We start from the raw sequence: 17,795 nt of genomic DNA, 5'->3' as shown, positions 1-17,795 counted from the left end.
TGTGAAGGCTAGATTGAAAATGAAACAGCGTTTTAATAATTCATCAGGACAGACTGCCACAGGAGCTTAACCGTGAAGATCAGCGCCATTGATGTCACCCTTTTTACCTATCCCACCCAGCGTTGCGCCGACAGCGCCGGGCACTCCCACCCTGGCCCGGAAAATGATGCGCAGATGGCGCTACTGACCCTGACCAGCGAGGAAGGCGACTGTGGTTACGCCTTTGCGCCGCCGGAAGTGGTGCGATCCCATGTGGTTAATGCCTTTTTCCGCAAAGTGCTGATCGGTCAGAACGCCTTTGACCGGGAGCGTCTGTGGCAGGATCTGGTGCACTGGCAGCGCGGCAGCGCCCATCAGCTCACCGAGCGGGCGCTCTCCGCTGTGGAGCAGGCATTGTGGGATCTGATTGGACGGAAGCTGAAACAGCCTGTCCACAAACTGCTGGGCGGCTATCGCGAGAAGATCCCGGCTTACGGCAGCACCATGTGTGGTGACGAGCTGAGCGGTGGATTATCAACGCCGGATGAGTATGCGCAGTTCGCGGAAAAGCTGGTGGCGCGCGGGTATCAGGCGATCAAGCTGCACACCTGGATGCCGCCGGTCTCCTTCGCACCCAGCCCGGCGATGGATATCAAAGCCTGCGCGGCTGTGCGTGAAGCGGTGGGCCCCGATATCGCGCTGATGCTGGATGGCTACCACTGGTACAGCCGCAGTGACGCGCTGACCATCGGCAAGGCGCTGGAAAAGCTTAATTTCGCCTGGTTCGAGGAGCCGATGGAGGAAGAGAGCATGGCCTCTTACGCCTGGCTGGCCGAAAACCTCTCTATCGACGTGCTTGGTCCGGAGAGCCTGGGCGGTAAACATCACAGCCGCGCCGACTGGGTGCGTGCCGGAGCCTGCGACATTCTGCGAGCCGGAGCCAACGGCGTAGGCGGCATCTCGCCCACCCTGAAAGTGGCGAATCTGGCTGAAGCCTTTGGCATGGATTGCGAAGTGCACGGCAACGGTGCGGCCAGCCTGGCGGTGGTCGGGGCGATCCGTAACTGCCGCTGGTATGAGCGCGGCCTGCTGCATCCCTTCCTGGATTATGAAACACCGCCCGCCTACCTCAACAGCCTGATCGACCCGATGGACGATCAGGGATTTGTCACCCTGCCCACCCGCAGCGGGCTGGGTGAGGATATTAACTTCAGCTGGATTGAGACGCACACGCTGAACCGCTGGTAAATCGCACTACCGAAGTACGGCAAACAATAATAACCCCGTCGCCCGCCTGCTGCCTGCCATCCCGGTGGCCAGCAGCAGGCAGAGTCGTAAACGGGAAAACCTCTGACCTGCTGGACTTTACCTATGACCCTGACACAACGATGTGGCGCGTGGCTGATCACGCTGCTGGTGCTGACGGGCAGCGCGTCAATCCAGGCAAAGACCCCGGATGACCAGCTGATCGTCGGCATGAATATGAATAACCTGCTCACCCTGGATCCGGCCGCTATGACCGGCAACGAAGTGGTCGGCATTGTCGTGAATCTCTATGACGGACTGGTCGAGCTGAACCCGCAGCAACTCACCGAGGTGCGCCCGGCGCTGGCGGAACGCTGGTCAGTCAGTCCGGATAACCGCACCCTGACTTTTCACCTGCGCGACAACGTCAGGTTTCACTCCGGCAATCCGCTGACCAGCGCCGATGCAGTCTGGTCGATGCGGCGGGTGCTGCATCTGAACCTGGCGCAGGCGTCGGTGTGGAAATCGTACGGCTTCAGCCGTGACAACGTTGACCAGATGATTACCGCACCCGACGACCGCACGCTGGTGATCACCCTGCCCAGACCTAACGATCCGCAACTGGTGATCTACTCGCTGGCGGCGCTGGGCAGCATGGTGGTGCTGGATAGCAAAACCGTGCAGCAGCATGAGGTGGATGGCGACTGGGGCAACCGCTGGCTCACCACCCATGAAGCGGGCTCCGGCCCGTTCCGGCTGGATGTATGGCAGGCAAAAGATGTGCTGCGCATGAGTCGTGCGACCGATTACTGGCGCGGCGAGGCGAAGATGTCGCGGGTGGTGTTCCGCCATCTGCAGGAGTCGCAGACCCTGCGGCTGATGATGGAGAAAGGCGATCTGGATATCGCCAGTAACATGGCGATCCCCGACGTGCGCGCCCTGCGGCACGACCCCGATCTCACCATTGATGCGGTAAGAAAAGGAACGATCTACTACCTGGCGATGAGCATGAAAGATCCGCACTTCGACAATATCAAAGTGCGGGAGGCGGTACGCTACCTGGTCGATTATCAGGGCATCAATAAAAGCCTGATGACCGGCTATGGCGAGCTGCATCAGCGCCCGATTCAGGCTGGCATGCCCGCCACGCTGCCCAATCCCGGTTACCGGCTCGATGTGCCGCGCGCCCGCGCACTGCTGGCTGAAGCGGGTTATCCGGACGGCTTCGACACCACGCTGCGGGTGCTGGCCGATCAGCCATTTCTGAACATCGCCATCGCCGTGCAGTCGACGCTGCTCCAGGGCGGGATCCGCGCAAAAATCATCACCGGCACCGGTAACCAGATCTATGGCGCGATGCGCGATCGCCAGTTCAGTCTGCTGGTCGGGCGCGGTGGCAGCGGCGTGGAGCCGCATCCCCACTCCAGCCTGCGTGCGCTGGTCTATAACCCGAATAATGCTGACAGCGCCCGGCTGACCAACTTCCAGGGCTGGCGCACCGGTTTCTACGACGCGCAGCTCAACAGCATGATCGATCAGGCGCTGGTGGAGCGCGACAAAACCCGCCAGCAGCAGGCCTATTACGCCATCCAGCAGCGCTATGACCAGCTGGTACCTGCACTGATGCCGATTTCACAAATGCTCGACTCCGTGGTGGTCAGCAACCGGGTGCAGGCTTATCAGCCGCATCCCTCAGCGACCACCTTCCTCCGCGATGTCTGGAAAACCCCTGAAGCCAAAGCGGGAGGCACCCTATGATCCTGACCCTGACCCGAACTCAGTGCCGCCGCATCAGCCATCGCGCGGTGCAGGTAGTGATTACCCTGTTCGGCCTGCTGCTACTGACCTTTTTTATTGGCCGGGTAATGCCGCTGGATCCGGTGCTGGCGATTGTCGGCCCCGACGCCGATCAGGCCACCTATCAGCAGGTTTATCACCAGCTCGGCTTTGATAAACCGCTGTGGGTGCAGTTTGGCATCTACCTTAACGCGCTGCTGCATGGCGATCTCGGCCATGCGCTGCTCACCGGTCAGCCGGTGGTGCATGACATTGTGCGCGTCTTTCCGGCAACCGTAGAGCTGGCCACGCTGGCGATTGTGATTGGCGCAGGACTGGGCGTGCCGCTGGGTGTGCTGGCGGCGGCGCGTCGCAACAGCGTCATCGACTATGTGGTGCGGATGCTCAGCCTGGCCGGTTACTCCACCCCAATCTTCTGGGTCGGCATGATTGGCCTGCTGCTGTTCTATGCCCATCTCGGCTGGGTCGGCGGCGCAGGTCGGGTGGACTTCAGCCTGGATGGCATCGTGCCACGTCGCACCGGCTTTATGCTGATTGACGCCCTGCTGGCGGGCAACAGTCAGGTGTTCTGGAATGCGCTGAATCATCTGGTGCTGCCCGCCTCGCTGCTCGGCTTTCACTCCATGGCCTATATCAGCCGCATGACGCGCAGCTTTATGCTCGCGCAGCTGTCGCAGGAGTTCATTCTGACCGCGCGGGTCAAAGGGCTGACTGAATGGCAGGTGATCTGGCAGCACGCCTTCCGCAATATCCTGGTGCAGCTGCTGACCGTGGTGGCGCTGGCCTATGGCTCGCTGCTGGAGGGCGCGGTGCTGATTGAAACCGTCTTCTCCTGGCCCGGCTTTGGCTCCTACCTCACCGGCAGCCTGATGCTGGGCGATATGAATGCGGTGATGGGCTGTGTGCTGGTGGTGGGCCTGATTTTTGTGCTGCTTAACCTGATCTCCGACCTGCTCTATCTGGTGTTCGATCCGAGGACCAAAGTATGACGATCTCTTTTGACGCTGGGTCTGTGAGTCATTCCCGTGAGCGGCTGGTGCGCTGTCAGCGTTTTGCTGCCCGCTGCGGCTATTTCCTCTGGCGCATGGCCTGTAATCCCCTGACCGCGATTGGTGGTGGCATAGTGCTGGTGCTCTGCATCGTGGCGCTGTTCGCGCCCTGGATCGCGCCGTATCACCCGCTGGTTCAGGATCTGAACAATGCGCTGACGCCTCCCGGCGCGGCCCACTGGTTTGGCACCGACGAGTTTGGCCGGGATATCTTCAGTCGTCTGGTGTGGGGCGCACGCATCACGCTCTACATCGTGCTGCTGGTATCGGTCACCGTCGGGCCGCTGGGCCTGCTGCTGGGCGTCACCGCCGGTTATTTTGGCGGCAAAGTCGACGGCGTGCTGATGCGCGTCACCGATATCTTTATCTCCTTCCCGAGCCTGGTACTGGCGCTGGCCTTTGTTGCCGCGCTGGGGCCGGGTCTGGAGCATGTGGTGATCGCGATTACACTCACTGCCTGGCCACCCATAGCCCGTCTGGCCCGCGCTGAAACGCTGTCGCTGCGTCAGGCGGACTTTATCTCGGCGGTGCGCTTACAGGGCGCGTCGCCGCTGCGGGTGCTCTGGAAGCACATTATTCCCCTCTGCCTGCCGTCGGTGATTATCCGCATCACCATGAACATGGCGGGCATTATTCTCACCGCCGCCGGGCTGGGGTTTCTCGGGCTGGGCGCGCAGCCGCCGGATCCGGAATGGGGCGCGATGATTGCCAGTGGCCGCACCTACATGCTGGAGTGCTGGTGGGTGGTGACCGTTCCCGGTCTGGCGATCCTGATTAATAGCCTGGCATTTAACTTCTTAGGAGATGGCCTACGTGACCTGCTCGATCCCCGCAGTGAGTAACGCCTCGCCGTTGCTCGACGTGCGCGATTTGCACGTGAACTTTGTTAACGGACGCCAGATTACGCCGGCGGTGCGTGGCGTCTCCTTTCAGCTCGGTCAGGAGAAGCTGGCGATTGTCGGTGAGTCCGGCTCCGGTAAATCGACCGTGGGTCGCGCCCTGCTGCAGCTGCATCCAGCTAAGGCGCGCATTGAGGCGAGCCGGATGCAGTTTGGCGATATCGACCTGCTGCACGCCAGCCCGGCAGAGATGCGCGCTATTCGTGGCAAACGTATCTCGATGATTATGCAGGACCCGAAATATTCGCTGAATCCAGTGATCCGGGTTGGCGAACAGATTGCCGAAGCCTGGCGCAGTCACCATCGCGGCCAGAAATCGGCGGCACGTCAGCGGGCGCTGGCGATGCTGGAGGAGGTGCAGATCCGCGATCCTGAACGGGTATATCAGCTCTATCCCCATGAGATTTCCGGCGGCCAGGGGCAGCGCGTCATGATCGCCATGATGCTGATCACCGAGCCGGAACTGGTGATTGCCGATGAGCCCACGTCTGCGCTGGATGTCTCGGTTCGCCTGCAGGTGCTGGCGCTGCTGGATGATCTGGTGAAAGCGCGCGGTCTGGGACTGATTTTTATCAGTCACGATATCAATCTGGTGCGCAGCTTCTGCGATCGGGTGCTGGTGATGTATGCCGGGCGCGTGGTGGAGTCGCTGGACGCCAGCGAACTTGATCGCGCGCAGCATCCCTACACCCAGGGACTGCTGGCAGCACTGCCCGACCTTGATCGGCGGCGCACGCGTCTGCCTGTGTTACAACGTCACGCCAGCTGGCTAACTGACTAAGGAGTTACGATGATTGAGGTGAAAAATCTCAACCTGAGTTTTGGTGAAGAGGGTCGCCGTAATCAGGTGCTGTTCGACGTCAGCCTGCAGGTTAAACAGGGTGAAATCTTCGGGCTGGTCGGTGAGTCAGGCTCGGGTAAAACCACGGTGCTGAAGTGTCTGGCGGGCCTGTTTAATCACTGGCAGGGAGAGCTGACCATTGATGGCCAGCCGCTGGCGCACCGCATCGATCGGGCGCGCTGCCGTCAGGTGCAGATGGTGTTTCAGGACCCTTATGGCTCCCTGCATCCGCGTCATACGCTGGGCGATATCCTTGAAGAGCCATTACAGATTCAGGGTATCGGGCAGCGCCAGCAGCGCGTCGTGGCGATGCTGGATAAGGTCGGGCTGAATCGCGCCTGGCAGACGCGTTATCCGCACCAGCTTTCCGGTGGTCAGCGTCAGCGCGTGGCGATTGCCCGTGCGCTGATTTTAGAGCCGCGCGTGCTGCTGCTGGATGAGCCGACCTCCGCACTGGATGTTTCGGTGCAGGCGGAGATCCTCAATCTGCTCAGCGATCTGCAGCAGCAGGAGAACCTGACCTATCTGATGGTGACGCACGATCTCGGCGTGGTGGCGCACCTCTGCCATCGCGTGGCGGTTATGCAACAGGGCAAGGTGCTGGAGACGCTGGATGTGCCGACGCTGGTGGCCGACCGCGCCGCGATGCCCTACACCCGGATGCTGGTAGAGGCGAGTCGTCATTACAATCCGGCGCTGGCGCAGCAGAGCTGACGTTCAGCTGATGTCGGGAAAGAGAGAATAAAAAAAGGCCGGTCAGACCGGCCTTATGACCCCGGATGCGTTAGTGGGTCAGCTGACGCACAAAAGCGACGATTTCCTGATTTTTGCCATGCTCAAACAGACACTGCTGGAAGCGTGGGCCACTAACGGCAGTACGCACCAGTTCAGGTTCGATGGCGCGCAGTGTGTCGAGGTAGTTCTCTTTGATCACGGCAGCTTTGACCTGATTCAGCAGACCGGCATTACGCACCTGCGGCTCTTTACGCTCTGGCGGATAGCCATTGCCCTTCTCGCCGGTGAAGGCTTTTTCAAAGATAAAGCGCAGGTTAAGTTCAGCGCCCCAGCCAAAGCCTTTGGCGAACGGCAGAGATAAGGCATTACCGTTGTTGATCTGGGCAAACAGGTAGGCATCCGCCGGATCGATACAGTAGCCGCAGACGACGCCCGGGTGAATGTTAAGCGACATCAGCGCGCCCTGCCCGGTGCCGCAACCCGCGACCACGAAATCCACGGCCTGGCTGTTGAGCAACACGCTGGCCTGAATGCCGAGGTGAATATAGGTCAGGTGGTGATCCTGCTCATCGCTCATACCGACGTTGAAGACCTGATGGCCCAGTGGCTGTGCGACGCCTTCCAGTTCTTTCAGCACGGTAACGTTTTTAGCGGCCTGGCTGTTTTCCATCATTAACGCGATTTTCATGATCTACCCTTATAAATTAATTGAAACACCGTTTCATTTTAGTGAAAAACCACTAAAGTGCATAAACTAATTCACCCGAGTGCTGTGAGATCCATCACAAAACGGTCACCGCAGCAGGGGCAACCGCAGGAGGATTGCGATGTTTATCTACCATAAAGAGCGACCACTGAAAGATCTGGGCAACGGCGTGACCCGCCGCGTGCTGGCGTACGGCGGCACCATGATGGCGGTAGAAGTGATTTTTGAGAAAGAGGCTGTCGGCCCGCTGCATCACCATCCCCACGAGCAGCTGACCTATGTGCTGAGCGGACGTTTTGCCTTCACCATCAATGGTGAAACGCGTGAGGTGGGCGCAGGAGATACGCTCTATAAAGCGCCCAATGTGGTTCATGGCTGTGTCTGTCTTGAGGCGGGCACATTACTGGATACGTTTACACCGCAGCGCGAAGATTTCCTGACCGCTAAATAGTGCATGCGGCCCGGTGGGCCGCCTGTTGACCTGACGCAGGACTGACCTGGTTTTTCCCGCCTCCGCATCCGGCTTCAGGCCCGCAGAATTTTTCTGAAATTCCTTATCCCGCTAACTTAATGATTAGCTGACATTTACGCCGCAACCGCGCTGCGCTTAGCTTCGTCCTGAAAATCAATCGGGCAGATTTCTGTACAAATTCCGGATCGTTGTATAAGTTTAATAGCAATCGCCGAACATTTTTTAACCCGAAACAGGACAATATTATGCCAATGCAAAACACCCTCACGTTGCCGGTGAATCACAGTGGCCCGATCAAAAATGAGTTTAGTTCATCCTTTGCCGTGTCTGAACAGGACAAACTCAACTTTCTGATCGAAGAGTTACTGGAAGCGGGCAAGGAAAAAAGCTGTATGGAACTGCTGCGCCACCTGGCATCCGCAGACAGTGCAGAAGAAGAGGCATGCTGCCGCGAACTGCTGACGTTGCTGATGGCACAAAAATGAAGTCAGTTGCCAGCTGTTCAGCGCCGATTCATCCCTTTCTGAAAGCGTATCTGATATTGCACTCAACGCCTGAGCGCACTTCCCCGTTCAGGCGTGTCAACATGCCCAGCGAAAGCTGCGGTTTTTTCTGAATGCAGTAATGCCCGCAGCAGCAGAGACTGTTACGCGCGGTAAATCCGGGTTTTACTCACCAGCAACTTTATGCCTCTCATTGCTTATCTCTCCCCTGTTTTGTTAGCCTGAATCCCGCTTCGGCGAGACCTGCTTTACTTTCCCTTCGCGTAATGCGCGCGGTTCACTATCAGGCTGACACAGGAGTGATATGACCATGACCTTTGCCCCCGCCACGCTGCATCTGCTGTGTGGAAAAATTGCCTCCGGGAAATCGACGCTGGCGGCGAAGCTGAGTGCCGCCCCCGGTTGCGTGGTGATCAGCGAGGATCAGTGGCTCGCCGCGCTCTATAAGGACGAGATGCAGTCGGTGGCCGATTACGTGCGCTATGCGGCAAAACTCAGAAAGGCGATGACGCCTCATCTGGTCGCGCTGCTTAACGCAGGGGTGTCGGTGGTGCTCGATTTTCCTGCCAACACCCGGACGAATCGCGACTGGATGATGTCGGTGATTAAGGCATCCTCTGCCGACCATCGCCTGCATTATCTGGACGTACCGGATGCGCTGTGTAAATCGCGCCTGCACGCCCGAAATCAGGGCGGCGAACACGCCTTTGCCGCAACGGACGAGCAGTTCGCGCTGATTACCCGCTATTTCGAAGCGCCGCAGGAGGAAGAAGGCTTTAACCTGGTGCGCCACGGTTAATGCCTTCTGGCGCGGGATCTTAAGAGAGGTCGAGTGCCGCGAGCACGTCAGCAATCTGCTGGCAGTGCGCATCGGAGAGCGGCTGCAGCGGGCGCGGCAGGCAGTCGCGTTCGGTCAGTCCCAGCAGCCCCGCCGCGGCGCTGATCACCCGGAAACTGCCGCCATGCTGGCGGAACAGCGCCCATAACGGCTGCAGGCGATCGGACTGCGCCCTGACGCTCTGATAGTCACCTGCGGCCGCCGCTTCGGTCATCGCTTTTGCAACGCGCGGAAACAGTCCGCCGCACACCGAATACCAGCCATCACAGCCCGCAATCAGCCCGTTGGCGGCAGAAGCATCGCCGCTGACGCCAATCGACACGGAATCTGGCAGCGTGCCGCGCAGCTGAGCGAGGCGATCGTTAGCCGCAGATTGCTCCGCCGGTACCCCAGGAATTTTCACTGACCCGACACCGGAAAGTGCGGCGATCCGGCTCAGCAGCGCATCGGAAAACGTAAAATGGGTGGTGCCGGGATTGTCATAGATACAGACTGGCACCGAGGCGTGTCGCGTTACGGTCTCGAAAAGCGTGAACACCTCATCTTCATTCAACGCCTGATAACCCAGCGGCGGCAGCAATAACGCGGCCGCGCCCGCCTGTTGCGCGTCCTCCGCCAGCGCCAGCACCTCGTCAGTGCCCACCGCACCAATGCAGATCATCACTGGAATCGACTCTGCATGTTCCACCGCCAGTTCTGCGATACGCCTGCGCTGCGCGCGGGTGAGATAGGCGTAGCTGCCGGTGGACCCCAGCACGCCAAGGGAATCGACTTTTGCATCAGTCAGCCTGCGCAGCAGCCGCAAAAAAGCCGCCTCATCGGGCTTGCCTGCCGCAAAGGGAGTAAGGGGGAACGCACTGAGTCCGCTGAACATATCATCTGCTCCATTACAAGATTGCACCGGCTGGAGGTCGCCCCTGCAGCCATATTTCGTTACCGGACGAAGCATCAACCCGCCCCGCCCGCTATTTTTGCGCTATCACCCAAAGGAGGATAGCGATGATTGCCGTACTATTTGAAGCCGAAGCCCGACCCGAACACCAGATGCGTTACCTGCAACTGGCTGCCGACCTTAAACCGCTGCTGATGCAAAACAGCGGGTTTATCTCTCTTGAGCGCTTTCAAAGCCTGACCGATGAGAAAAAAATTCTCTCGCTCTCCTGGTGGCGCGATGAAGAATCGGTGCTGGCCTGGAAGCGCAACCTCTGTCACCAGGCCGCACAGCGTGAAGGCCGCGAGACCCTTTTTGCCGGTTACCGTCTTCGCATCGTCACGCTGATCAGAGAATATGCCTCACAACAGGGAGTAAATTAACATGTTCGATATTCATGTCATCCTGCAAAATAGTCCAGGCACACTTTCCCGGCTCACCACGCTGCTGGGCCGTCATGGGATTGGACTGGAAGGCGGCGGCCTGTTCTCCTTTGGTGAGCAGAGCCACGCTCATTTTCTGGTCGAGGAAGGCGAACGGGCGCGGGCCGTGCTGGAAGCCGGGGGTATCGCCGTCGAGGCAGTTAAAGTCCCGCTTATTCGCAGGTTACCGCAACAGCGTCCCGGCGAACTGGGGGCGATCACTGCACGCCTTGCCGATGCCGGAATCAACATCCTGGTGCAATACAGCGATCACGCTAACCAGCTGATCCTGATCACCGATAACAATCGATCAGCCGCCGGGCTGACCACAGAATGGGCACGCTAATCTGATGGCAACACCACAACCGCACAACGCACCTGACGATAGCGAAGCACTTGAGAATGCGATTGTGGGCGTCGCCGCCGCAATGGCCGATCCGTCACGGGTGAAGATGCTGTCCGCGCTGATGGATGGGCGCGCCTGGACCGCCACTGAACTCAGTGCCGTCACCGACGTGGCGCCCTCAACCGCCAGCGCCCATCTGAACCGGTTGATCACCAGCGGCTTGATCGTCTGCGTGGCGCAGGGGCGTCACCGTTATTACCGACTGACCGGCAGTGACATCGCTACGCTGATTGAGAACATGATGGGCGTGTCCTGGCGACGGATTGCCGCGCCGGCGAGCACCACCCCAACATCGCTTCGCACCGCCCGCACCTGTTACGACCATCTGGCCGGTGATATTGCGGTGCAGATTTATGCTGTAATGGCGCAACAGGGCTGGATCACGCCGGAAGGCAGCGCTGTCACCCTGTTGGGTCTGCAGCAGTTTGCGGCGTTGCAGATTGATCTGTCACAGCCCGGACGCCGCAGAGCCTGCTGTGGCTGTCTCGACTGGAGTGAGCGCCGGTTCCATCTCGGCGGCTACGCGGGTGCAGCGCTGCTGAGTGCCTTTGAAACGCAGGGCTGGCTAACCCGGCAGCCTGGCTACCGTGAAGTGGTGTTTACCGTAGCGGGCGTCCGACATTTACATCAGGTTTTTGGCATAACCTTTCCCTGACGCCTTGCTGCCTGCGTTCTGAACCCTTTTTGCCGCCAGACTCTGCGCTGATGGCCTCAGACAAGCCAGATTCCCCCTATTCGCCTGCAACACGCTTATGAAATCTGTCACATTTTCGCAAACTCATCTCAAACCCACTAACAGGCACAAAAAAACCACCCCGCCACTTAACCCATTGAATCAAAATAATTTTAAGTGATAACGCCTGGCAATCATGCGGCTGGCACATTAATCGATGCCCTTTTTGCACTTATTTAGCGCCGGGCGCTGATCCACTCTTCAGTGACAGGCGCGGCAAAAAGCGTCAAACCTTACTGGAGTTACTGATGCAGACAACCTCACCCATGACTCACCGCGCCAGGATTGGCGCAATATTCCGTGTTACCTCAGGCAACTTTCTCGAACAGTTCGACTTCTTCCTGTTCGGTTTCTATGCCACCTATATCGCCCATACCTTTTTCCCGGCCAGCAGTGAGTTCGCCTCACTGATGATGACCTTTGCCGTGTTTGGCGCAGGGTTCCTGATGCGCCCGATTGGCGCGGTAGTGCTGGGGGCGTACATCGATAAGGTCGGTCGTCGTAAAGGGCTGATCGTCACGCTCTCCATCATGGCGGCGGGCACCTTTATGATCGTGCTGATCCCCTCTTACCAGAGTATTGGTCTGTGGGCGCCGCTGCTGGTGCTGATTGGTCGGCTGCTGCAGGGCTTTTCCGCCGGTGCGGAGCTGGGCGGCGTGTCGGTCTATCTGGCAGAGATCGCCACACCAGGCCGCAAGGGCTTCTACACAAGCTGGCAGTCGGGCAGTCAGCAGGTCGCGATTATGGTGGCGGCGGCGATGGGCTTTATCCTCAACGCGGTGCTGGAAGAGAGTGCCATCCGTGAATGGGGCTGGCGCATTCCGTTCCTGTTTGGCTGCCTGATCGTGCCGTTTATCTTCCTGCTGCGTCGCAAGCTGGAAGAGACCCAGGAGTTCAACAACCGTCGCAGCCATCCCGATGTGAAGCAGGTGTTCCGCATCCTGCTCGCCAACTGGCAGGTGGTGATTGCCGGGATGCTGATGGTAGCAATGACCACGACAGCGTTTTACCTGATTACGGTTTACGCGCCGACCTTTGGCAAGAAAGTGCTGCTGCTCAGCGCCTCTGACAGCCTGCTGGTGACGTTGCTGGTGGCGGTATCGAACTTTATCTGGCTGCCGATTGGCGGTGCGATCTCCGACCGCTTTGGTCGCAAGCCTGTGCTGGTCGCCATGACCCTGCTGGCAATAGTCACCACCTATCCGGCTCTGAGCATGCTGGCCGCCGCACCGGGCTTCTCGATGATGCTGGGCGTGCTGCTGTGGCTTTCAATGATCTATGGTCTCTACAACGGCGCGATGATCCCGGCGCTGACTGAAATCATGCCAGCGGAAGTGCGCGTGGCGGGCTTCTCGCTGGCCTATAGCCTGGCAACTGCGCTGTTTGGCGGATTTACGCCGGTGATGTCAACCGGCCTGATTGAGATGACCGGCGATAAAGCCTCGCCAGGCTACTGGATGAGTTTTGCCGCAGTCTGCGCCCTGGGGGCAACACTTTATCTCTATCGTCGTACACGCAGTGCCGTATCACCTGCCCATGAAACCGTTAGCTGAGGAACGTAAAATGAAACTGAAAACGATGTCGCTTTACGCTGCTCTGCTGTTCAGCGTGGCGGGCAGCGCCACGGCGCAGGCAAAAGAGCTGACGGTGATGATCTCCGGCGGGTTTAAAGCCGCGTGGGATACACTCTCGCCCCGCTTCGCCCAGCGTGAAGGGATCACTATCAACACCGTCGCCGGTCCGTCTATGGGCAAAACCCCGCAGGCCATTCCGGCACGACTGGCGCGCGGTGAACCGGCCGATGTGGTGATTATGGTCGGCGATGCGCTAAGCGATCTGCAAAAGCAGGGCGAGACGCTGCCGGGTTCACGGGTTGAGCTGGCGGACTCCCGCATCGGCGCGGTGATCAGACAGGGTGCAACGCCGGTTAAGATCGGCAGCGAAAGCGCGCTGCGAACTGCTCTGCTGAACGCCAGCTCCATCGCCTACTCTGACAGCGCCAGCGGTAAATATGTCAGCAGCCAGCTGTTCAGCCGCCTGGGCATTGAAGATCAGGTTAAGGGGAAAGCGGTGAAGGTTGAGCGCATCCCGGTGGCCTCAGAGGTCGCGGCCGGTAAATACGCTATCGGCTTTCAGCAGGTCAGTGAGCTGCTGCCGGTGCCGGGCGTCACTTTTATTGGCGAACTGCCGGACAAGCTGCAATACACCACCCGCTTCGCAGGTGCCGTGGTGCGCAAGTCAGCGCAGCCGGATGAGGCGGCTAAGCTGCTGCGCTGGCTCGCCTCCTCTGAGGCACAACAGACAGTGCACGCCAGCGGACTGCACACCGTGAAAGCGTCTAAACCGGTCAGAGACGCTGATACTGTTCAATAATCAGGTTCTCCAGTTCGCCCGCAATGTGCGACAGCGTCCGGCCATTTTTACGTAGCAGACCCACGGTGCGTTTCACCTGCGGATCGGTCAATGGAACCGCCATCAGCAGGGCGTGATCGTAGCCAGGCATCGACATGGCGGGGACGGCAGCAATGCCCAGCCCCGCCTCAACCATCCCCAGCATGGTGGTGACGTGCCGGGTTTCACAGATACAGGGTTTCTCCGGCATGATCGCCTGCAGCGCCTGATCCAGCAGGTTGCGATTGCCGGAGGTTTTATCCAGCCCGACCCATTCATACTGATAAAACGCCTGCCAGCTCAGACTCTTTTTGCCAGCTACAGGATGGTCACGCCGACAGGCCGCCACGTAGGGATCATCCATCAGCGGCTGGAAATGCACATCCGGCTGCGAGCGGCTGGAAAAACTGATGCCAAAGTCGGCCTGACCGCCAATCACCGCGTCATAAACGTTAGCCGCACTGCTGTCGATCAGTTTGACTCGTACGCGGGGATAGCGCGCCTGAAACAGCCGGATAATGTTGGGCATAAAGTAGTAGGCGGCTGACGGCACGCAGGCTACGGTAATCAGGCCGGTGCGGGCTAAGCTCACCTCACTGAGATCGGCCATGACCTCCTCAAAATCAGCCAGCAACTTATCCGAGCGCTGAGCAAACGCATGCCCCTTCAGCGTCAGCGTGACGCGGCGCGTGGTACGCTCAAACAGTTTGATCCCCAGCGAGGTTTCCAGCTTATCTATCCGGCGGCTCAGCGCCGACTGTGAGAGACAGATCGATTCCGCCGCCAGGCGAAAATTTCCAAACTCCACCAGCGCGCGAAACGCATAGAGATCGTTGAGATCGAAATTAACCGGCATAGCCCCTCTTATAAACTATTGGTGATTTAGCCAGCCTTCAGGATACTCGAATTTTGTAGCGAAGTTGTTAAAATAGATTAAAATCAAGAGATTCTGTTTTAGCTTTATTGAAAAGGCCCGCCGAAGCGAGCCTGTGCGGGTGATATTCACTCCTGTGAACCTGACATCAAATAGAGAACCAGGTCTTTCAGAATTGAAACCCCTCCATAAGAACAAAATAAAATCACAAAAAACTTTGCAATTCCACACGGCAGAAAACCCAGCCATCCATCCTGAGGAAATATATTCACTGAGGTTAAAAAAACAGTAGCTGATAATATCCCAGGCATTATACAGGCGTTTTTTACCCTTTTTTCCCTACCACGTGCATTGTCCGCCATAGTTATTCCCTGCCCCTCCACCATTTCCATTACCGGTGGCAGCGCAGGCTATTGCCCCTGTGACAACGCCTCTTACCACACCACCCCATGAATTTGAACCTGATATAATGCCTGTAACTAAACTTGATGCACATGGGTTATCTCTGATGATAGACCCTAAATCCAGACAGTTTGATTGTGTACCTACAAAACCATTCGCCTGTCCACCATAGCCATGCTGGCTTTGACGGGCGCCAGCACCGGCATAAGCTGGATCATATGCACCACTTGCACCTGCAACTATTTTTAAGTGCTCTTCATATAAAAATTCCATTTCAAAACCCTCAAGTTAAATTTTTACTCTTAAGTCGTAATGAACAGCGCTGCTGATTTTTTATAACACTCACAGAAAAGAAGATCAAACCAATCCGTTCATTAATCAAATGTTAAATAAAAGCATAAAGGAGTTTATTTAATTGAAACAGTAAATAAGAATGAAAACATCAATAATAAATCAAACATCAGAAATCGTGCAAAAAGAGACGCCGCACGTATAGTCATTATTTTTTCAAACCTGACGTTAGCTTCTCAATAACCATTTTAAAGCAACCTCCATTGCGATTCGATTAAAATCAACTCGCGAATCTTATTCACATTTTTGTTTGCACAGTTATTAAAACAAAAAGAATTCAGCCTATAATTCTAAAAAAGTCAGGGAGTATTCCCTCATAGTTGCAGGTTTCAGGACGTGTTTATCTGACGAGCACTGATTCAAAACAGCCGTTGCCGGACGGTATTTACCCTTCCGGCGTAACGGGCTGCTCAACCTCATGCAGAAATCGACCAGGATAATCGGGTTGGATAGCGTGCTGGGCGCTGTAACGCCCAAACAGCTTATAGCGGTTTAACGCGATACGGTCGTAGGCAAAGTTACTGATCGCGTCGGGAAAGTGGCGCAGCACCGCCAGCCCGCGCCAGGGTGCCGGCAGGTGCTGCATCACGCGGAACACCGCCTGCGCCCGCAGCCAGTGCTGGTTATCGGCAATGTAGACAATGGAGCTGATGTTCTCTTCCGGCAGTCCGGCCCAGCGCAGCAGCGCTTTGCCCTGCTCGCTCTGCACCGAGGCAAAACGGACCTGCCGCGCCAGATGGTGACGCAGCAGGAACTGAACCCAGCCGTTGCACAACTTACAGACACCGTCATAGAGCACGGCGCTTTCACCGGTTTGCAGATACGGAGGCGACGACATCCTGCAACACCTCACTCCTCTGATGATGAACTGAAGTGTAGCGGGTTCTGGTCAGTTGCTGCTGCAGCCAGTGAATGACGGCAGCGTGATCCTGGGCGCAGGCATCAACCTCATACACCTGGCCCAGCGCCATCGGAGTGGCCTGTTGTGCCAGCTGGCGCAGCTCCGGCAAATACTCCGCACCCGGATGGCCCGGCAGCCGCTGTGACAGCCGCGCCTGATAGCGCGCCACCGCCGCTTCCGGTTCAATCTTGAGCCATAGCTCCAGCGCCTCTTCCACGCCCGCCTGTTTCAGTCCCTGCTCCAGCAGCGTACGGGGCTGGAACCCAAACCAGGCGTCGATCAGCCAGATCTGACTGGCGGGAGCCTGCGCGACGATGTTCCAGATCGCCTGATAGGCCGCGCAGCCCAGTTGCCGGTTACGCTGGCGATCGACCGGCGCAAAAGCGTGCATAAACGGCTCTTTCAGGCAGTCGAGCGTCAGCACCGGCCAGCCAAAGTGTTGTGACAGCACGCGCGTCAGGGTGCTTTTACCCGATGCCGGAATACCGTTAACCAGCACCACGCGTTTAGGGGGGATGTTTTGCGTCATAAGATATCGATGACCTCCGCGACACTGCTGGCCTGACGTAACCGGACCAGCGTCTCCTCATCCTCCAGCAGCGACACAATCGCGCGGATCCCCTCTTCTATATGCGCATTGCTGTCACGCGCGCCAAACATAATCACAATGTCCGCTTTATCACTGCCCTCGAACGAGATCGGTTCATTCAACAGAATCATACTGAAACAGTCGCGGATCACCCCCGCGTCCGGTCGCGCATGGGGAATGGCGATCCCCTCCTCAAACACGTAGTAAGCGCCATGGGCCAGCGTATTGGCAATGACCGCATCAGGATAAGAAGCATCGAGATAGCCGCCACTGACCAGGGGTTCGGCAGCCAGCGCGATAACCTGACGCCAGTCCGTGGCGTCGATACCAATCTGAATAGCGTTTGCCTCTTGCAATAACTGCTTAATCGTCATCAGCTCTCCTTAAATCGACTGGCGAACCACATTGCGTAATTCATCGATTTTGACAAACAGCGCATCAATTTCATTGCGATAGCGACGGCTTTTCGCAAATAAGCTTAATGCCCGGTTATATTCCAGCATTAATTGTTTTTGCGTTTCGCCATCACGCGGATTAATAGCCAGCTGCTGCTCCAGTTGCGTTATTTTTTCGCGACTTAATTCCGCCAGATGATCCTGCTGCTGCTCGCTGGGTTGTTCCACAGCCGGAGACTTTTTTAAGAATCCAAACATAGGCTCTCCTGCCCCGTAGCATGTCGGGGTGGCTCAGATTAATAGGTAATTATAAAAGGTTTGACGCAATAAGCCGGT

At 57.6% G+C, this 17,795-nt stretch carries 22 protein-coding genes; 14 read left to right on the top strand and 8 right to left on the bottom strand.

Features of this window, described 5'->3' with window-relative positions:
• Positions 1 to 72: 72 nt before the first annotated feature.
• The 6 genes from GVJ63_RS03380 (at position 73) to GVJ63_RS03355 (ending at position 6,524) form a co-directional block, all read left to right on the top strand.
• Complete coding sequence (locus tag GVJ63_RS03380) at positions 73 to 1,227, top strand: mandelate racemase family protein (RefSeq protein WP_010244993.1); 1,155 nt, start codon at positions 73 to 75, stop codon at positions 1,225 to 1,227.
• Between the two features lie 123 nt (positions 1,228 to 1,350).
• Positions 1,351 to 2,982, top strand: coding sequence for an ABC transporter substrate-binding protein (locus GVJ63_RS03375; RefSeq protein WP_159226421.1), 1,632 nt, complete (start codon positions 1,351 to 1,353; stop codon positions 2,980 to 2,982).
• Entirely contained in the window at positions 2,979 to 4,010 is a 1,032-nt protein-coding gene (locus tag GVJ63_RS03370) for an ABC transporter permease (protein WP_159226420.1), read from the top strand. Before GVJ63_RS03375 ends, GVJ63_RS03370 begins: the two co-directional genes overlap by 4 nt.
• Positions 4,007 to 4,912 (top strand): ABC transporter permease, encoded by a 906-nt coding sequence (locus GVJ63_RS03365; protein WP_159226419.1) that lies wholly within the window; start codon positions 4,007 to 4,009, stop codon positions 4,910 to 4,912. Before GVJ63_RS03370 ends, GVJ63_RS03365 begins: the two co-directional genes overlap by 4 nt.
• Complete coding sequence (locus tag GVJ63_RS03360) at positions 4,884 to 5,750, top strand: ABC transporter ATP-binding protein (RefSeq protein WP_159226610.1); 867 nt, start codon at positions 4,884 to 4,886, stop codon at positions 5,748 to 5,750. The genes GVJ63_RS03365 and GVJ63_RS03360 overlap by 29 nt, the downstream gene beginning before the upstream one ends.
• Positions 5,751 to 5,759: 9 nt before the next feature.
• Positions 5,760 to 6,524 carry an ABC transporter ATP-binding protein gene (locus GVJ63_RS03355; RefSeq protein WP_010245009.1) on the top strand — a complete coding sequence of 255 codons (765 nt, stop codon included), beginning with the start codon at positions 5,760 to 5,762 and terminating at the stop codon, positions 6,522 to 6,524.
• A gap of 70 nt (positions 6,525 to 6,594) precedes the next feature.
• Here GVJ63_RS03355 and GVJ63_RS03350 read toward each other — a convergent pair whose 3' ends face one another.
• Positions 6,595 to 7,233 carry an RpiB/LacA/LacB family sugar-phosphate isomerase gene (locus GVJ63_RS03350; RefSeq protein WP_033767204.1) on the bottom strand — a complete coding sequence of 213 codons (639 nt, stop codon included), beginning with the start codon at positions 7,231 to 7,233 and terminating at the stop codon, positions 6,595 to 6,597.
• A gap of 139 nt (positions 7,234 to 7,372) precedes the next feature.
• Between GVJ63_RS03350 and GVJ63_RS03345 the strand changes: the two genes are divergently transcribed.
• The 3 genes from GVJ63_RS03345 (at position 7,373) to GVJ63_RS03335 (ending at position 9,025) form a co-directional block, all read left to right on the top strand.
• A complete protein-coding gene (locus GVJ63_RS03345; protein WP_159226418.1) occupies positions 7,373 to 7,702 on the top strand; it encodes a cupin domain-containing protein in 330 nt (109 codons plus the stop codon).
• A gap of 266 nt (positions 7,703 to 7,968) precedes the next feature.
• Positions 7,969 to 8,208 (top strand): hypothetical protein, encoded by a 240-nt coding sequence (locus GVJ63_RS03340; RefSeq protein WP_064691309.1) that lies wholly within the window; start codon positions 7,969 to 7,971, stop codon positions 8,206 to 8,208.
• 322 nt (positions 8,209 to 8,530) lie between these two features.
• Complete coding sequence (locus tag GVJ63_RS03335; protein ID WP_061901454.1) at positions 8,531 to 9,025, top strand: ATP-binding protein; 495 nt, start codon at positions 8,531 to 8,533, stop codon at positions 9,023 to 9,025.
• A gap of 19 nt (positions 9,026 to 9,044) precedes the next feature.
• On the opposite strand, the gene GVJ63_RS03330 is transcribed toward GVJ63_RS03335, so the two are convergent.
• Positions 9,045 to 9,938: a dihydrodipicolinate synthase family protein gene (locus GVJ63_RS03330; protein ID WP_159226417.1), complete on the bottom strand. Its 894-nt coding sequence runs from the start codon at positions 9,936 to 9,938 to the stop codon at positions 9,045 to 9,047.
• A gap of 125 nt (positions 9,939 to 10,063) precedes the next feature.
• Here GVJ63_RS03330 and GVJ63_RS03325 point away from each other — a divergent pair, with 125 nt between their 5' ends.
• The 5 genes from GVJ63_RS03325 (at position 10,064) to GVJ63_RS03305 (ending at position 13,929) form a co-directional block, all read left to right on the top strand.
• Positions 10,064 to 10,378, top strand: a complete 315-nt coding sequence (locus GVJ63_RS03325) for an antibiotic biosynthesis monooxygenase (RefSeq protein ID WP_010245030.1) — start codon at positions 10,064 to 10,066, stop codon at positions 10,376 to 10,378.
• A 1-nt stretch (position 10,379) separates the two neighbouring features.
• On the top strand, positions 10,380 to 10,763 hold the full coding sequence (locus GVJ63_RS03320; RefSeq protein WP_159226416.1) for an amino acid-binding protein: 384 nt from the start codon (positions 10,380 to 10,382) through the stop codon (positions 10,761 to 10,763).
• Between the two features lie 4 nt (positions 10,764 to 10,767).
• Positions 10,768 to 11,478: a helix-turn-helix transcriptional regulator gene (locus GVJ63_RS03315; protein ID WP_159226415.1), complete on the top strand. Its 711-nt coding sequence runs from the start codon at positions 10,768 to 10,770 to the stop codon at positions 11,476 to 11,478.
• 323 nt (positions 11,479 to 11,801) lie between these two features.
• On the top strand, positions 11,802 to 13,109 hold the full coding sequence (locus GVJ63_RS03310; RefSeq protein WP_122458509.1) for an MFS transporter: 1,308 nt from the start codon (positions 11,802 to 11,804) through the stop codon (positions 13,107 to 13,109).
• A 10-nt stretch (positions 13,110 to 13,119) separates the two neighbouring features.
• Positions 13,120 to 13,929, top strand: a complete 810-nt coding sequence (locus GVJ63_RS03305; protein ID WP_159226414.1) for a substrate-binding domain-containing protein — start codon at positions 13,120 to 13,122, stop codon at positions 13,927 to 13,929.
• On the opposite strand, the gene GVJ63_RS03300 is transcribed toward GVJ63_RS03305, so the two are convergent.
• The 6 genes from GVJ63_RS03300 to GVJ63_RS03275 form a co-directional block, all read right to left on the bottom strand.
• A complete protein-coding gene (locus GVJ63_RS03300; protein ID WP_033767197.1) occupies positions 13,904 to 14,803 on the bottom strand; it encodes a LysR family transcriptional regulator in 900 nt (299 codons plus the stop codon). The genes GVJ63_RS03305 and GVJ63_RS03300 overlap by 26 nt on opposite strands.
• Positions 14,804 to 15,160: 357 nt before the next feature.
• Entirely contained in the window at positions 15,161 to 15,496 is a 336-nt protein-coding gene (locus GVJ63_RS03295) for a hypothetical protein (protein WP_159061595.1), read from the bottom strand.
• A 463-nt stretch (positions 15,497 to 15,959) separates the two neighbouring features.
• Positions 15,960 to 16,412, bottom strand: coding sequence for a thiol-disulfide oxidoreductase DCC family protein (locus tag GVJ63_RS03290; protein ID WP_159226413.1), 453 nt, complete (start codon positions 16,410 to 16,412; stop codon positions 15,960 to 15,962).
• Complete coding sequence (locus GVJ63_RS03285) at positions 16,381 to 17,004, bottom strand: glucokinase (RefSeq protein WP_159226412.1); 624 nt, start codon at positions 17,002 to 17,004, stop codon at positions 16,381 to 16,383. Before GVJ63_RS03285 ends, GVJ63_RS03290 begins: the two co-directional genes overlap by 32 nt.
• Entirely contained in the window at positions 17,001 to 17,438 is a 438-nt protein-coding gene (locus tag GVJ63_RS03280) for a PTS sugar transporter subunit IIA (protein ID WP_010245049.1), read from the bottom strand. The genes GVJ63_RS03285 and GVJ63_RS03280 overlap by 4 nt, the downstream gene beginning before the upstream one ends.
• A gap of 9 nt (positions 17,439 to 17,447) precedes the next feature.
• A complete protein-coding gene (locus tag GVJ63_RS03275; RefSeq protein ID WP_010245053.1) occupies positions 17,448 to 17,717 on the bottom strand; it encodes a hypothetical protein in 270 nt (89 codons plus the stop codon).
• Positions 17,718 to 17,795 lie beyond the last annotated feature (78 nt).

The sequence above is a fragment of the Pantoea sp. 18059 genome (genome assembly GCF_902706165.1).
Lineage (GTDB): Bacteria > Pseudomonadota > Gammaproteobacteria > Enterobacterales > Enterobacteriaceae > Pantoea > Pantoea agglomerans.
Note: the sequence above shows the minus strand (reverse complement) of the source record. Positions and strands in the feature narration are given on the sequence as shown.

Bases quoted from the DNA above. Each gene is read 5' to 3' on its own strand.
- GVJ63_RS03375 (WP_159226421.1), top strand. From the start codon at position 1,351: ATGACCCTGACACAACGATGTGGCGCGTGGCTGATCACGCTGCTGGTG.
- GVJ63_RS03370 (WP_159226420.1), top strand. From the start codon at position 2,979: ATGATCCTGACCCTGACCCGAACTCAGTGCCGCCGCATCAGCCATCGC.
- GVJ63_RS03365 (WP_159226419.1), top strand. From the start codon at position 4,007: ATGACGATCTCTTTTGACGCTGGGTCTGTGAGTCATTCCCGTGAGCGG.
- GVJ63_RS03355 (WP_010245009.1), top strand. From the start codon at position 5,760: ATGATTGAGGTGAAAAATCTCAACCTGAGTTTTGGTGAAGAGGGTCGC.
- GVJ63_RS03350 (WP_033767204.1), bottom strand. From the start codon at position 7,233: ATGAAAATCGCGTTAATGATGGAAAACAGCCAGGCCGCTAAAAACGTT.
- GVJ63_RS03345 (WP_159226418.1), top strand. From the start codon at position 7,373: ATGTTTATCTACCATAAAGAGCGACCACTGAAAGATCTGGGCAACGGC.
- GVJ63_RS03340 (WP_064691309.1), top strand. From the start codon at position 7,969: ATGCCAATGCAAAACACCCTCACGTTGCCGGTGAATCACAGTGGCCCG.
- GVJ63_RS03335 (WP_061901454.1), top strand. From the start codon at position 8,531: ATGACCATGACCTTTGCCCCCGCCACGCTGCATCTGCTGTGTGGAAAA.
- GVJ63_RS03330 (WP_159226417.1), bottom strand. From the start codon at position 9,938: ATGTTCAGCGGACTCAGTGCGTTCCCCCTTACTCCCTTTGCGGCAGGC.
- GVJ63_RS03325 (WP_010245030.1), top strand. From the start codon at position 10,064: ATGATTGCCGTACTATTTGAAGCCGAAGCCCGACCCGAACACCAGATG.
- GVJ63_RS03320 (WP_159226416.1), top strand. From the start codon at position 10,380: ATGTTCGATATTCATGTCATCCTGCAAAATAGTCCAGGCACACTTTCC.
- GVJ63_RS03315 (WP_159226415.1), top strand. From the start codon at position 10,768: ATGGCAACACCACAACCGCACAACGCACCTGACGATAGCGAAGCACTT.
- GVJ63_RS03305 (WP_159226414.1), top strand. From the start codon at position 13,120: ATGAAACTGAAAACGATGTCGCTTTACGCTGCTCTGCTGTTCAGCGTG.
- GVJ63_RS03300 (WP_033767197.1), bottom strand. From the start codon at position 14,803: ATGCCGGTTAATTTCGATCTCAACGATCTCTATGCGTTTCGCGCGCTG.
- GVJ63_RS03295 (WP_159061595.1), bottom strand. From the start codon at position 15,496: ATGGAATTTTTATATGAAGAGCACTTAAAAATAGTTGCAGGTGCAAGT.
- GVJ63_RS03290 (WP_159226413.1), bottom strand. From the start codon at position 16,412: ATGTCGTCGCCTCCGTATCTGCAAACCGGTGAAAGCGCCGTGCTCTAT.
- GVJ63_RS03285 (WP_159226412.1), bottom strand. From the start codon at position 17,004: ATGACGCAAAACATCCCCCCTAAACGCGTGGTGCTGGTTAACGGTATT.
- GVJ63_RS03280 (WP_010245049.1), bottom strand. From the start codon at position 17,438: ATGACGATTAAGCAGTTATTGCAAGAGGCAAACGCTATTCAGATTGGT.
- GVJ63_RS03275 (WP_010245053.1), bottom strand. From the start codon at position 17,717: ATGTTTGGATTCTTAAAAAAGTCTCCGGCTGTGGAACAACCCAGCGAG.